Source organism: Armatimonas sp. (assembly GCF_031410135.1).
GTDB lineage: Bacteria > Armatimonadota > Armatimonadia > Armatimonadales > Armatimonadaceae > Armatimonas.
Map to the genome: position 1 here is coordinate 1 of NZ_JANNYP010000445.1, position 1228 is coordinate 1228.

The following is a 1228-nucleotide window of genomic DNA, read 5'->3' on the forward strand; positions in this document are numbered from 1 at the left end:
CGTTCGTGGCTGCTCACCGAAGATCACAAGAGAATTTCGATTCTCTATCTAATCTCGGTCTCCTTCTTCTTTATGCTCGGAGGCTTTGCTGCGGGTCTTATTCGACTTGAGCTGACCTCGCCCGCAGGTGTGATCCTAGAGTCTGAAACTTATAACAAAGTGTTCAGTGCTCACGGTGTCATCATGGTCTTTCTGTTCCTGGTCATCGCGAGACCTGCGGTGTTCGGAAACTTCTTTGTTCCGTTGATGATTGGAGCGCGCGACCTTGCGTTCCCGCGGTTGAACCTGTTCAGTTGGTATCTGTATAACCTTGGAGGAGCATTCATCCTCTGGGGAATGATCGGCGGAGGCGTGGACGGTGGTTGGACCTTCTATCCCCCTTATTCGAGCATGTACTCGAACACGCAGGTTAATACGGTTCTGATAGGCATCTTTATCGGCGGATTTTCTTCGATCACCACGGGTGTTAACTTGGTCGCGACCGTCCACAAGATGCGCTGCCCAGGTATGACCTGGTTCCGAATGCCACTCTTCGTGTGGGCGATCTATGCGACGAGTGTGATCATCCTCCTTGGCACTCCGGTTGTTGCGATCACCCTTCTGCTTCTTGTTTTCGAACGAATGTTCCACCTCCCGATCTTCAGCCCTGAGCTCGGTGGTGACCCTGTTCTCTTCCAGCACATGTTCTGGTTCTATAGCCATCCCGCGGTCTACATCATGATCTTGCCGGGCTTCGGAATCATCTCTGAGCTGATCGCGAACTTTTCTAGAAAGCGGATTTTTGGCTATCACATGGTGGCCTTCTCAACCCTTGCCATTTCTGGCCTTGGATTCCTCGTGTGGGGACACCACATGTTCGTTTCCAGCCAGTCGATGTACCAGGGAGTCGTGTTCTCTCTCATCAGTTACCTCGTCGCCGTGCCCTCTGCGATCAAGGTTCTGAACTGGACGATGACCTTGGCAAAGGGCAACGTTCAGCTCAAGTCGCCGATGTATTATGCAATCGGCTTCCTTGGGCTGTTTACCATTGGAGGTCTGACAGGTTTGTTCCTGGCTTCAATGGGAACCGACATTCACCTTACGGCCACGTACTTCATCGTTGCCCACTTTCACTACGTCATGGTCGGAGGAACAATGCTCGCCTTCTTGGGTGGCCTGCACTATTGGTGGCCCAAGATGTTTGGTGTGTTGTACAACGACACAATGGCGAAGATCAATGCCATCATCG

Annotated in this window: 1 protein-coding gene; it reads left to right on the forward strand. The window is 52.0% G+C overall.

Going from position 1 to position 1228, the window contains the following annotated elements:
* Positions 1–1228: cbb3-type cytochrome c oxidase subunit I (locus tag RMO15_RS16520; protein ID WP_309714547.1), on the forward strand; the 1228-nt coding region annotated here is incomplete at both ends.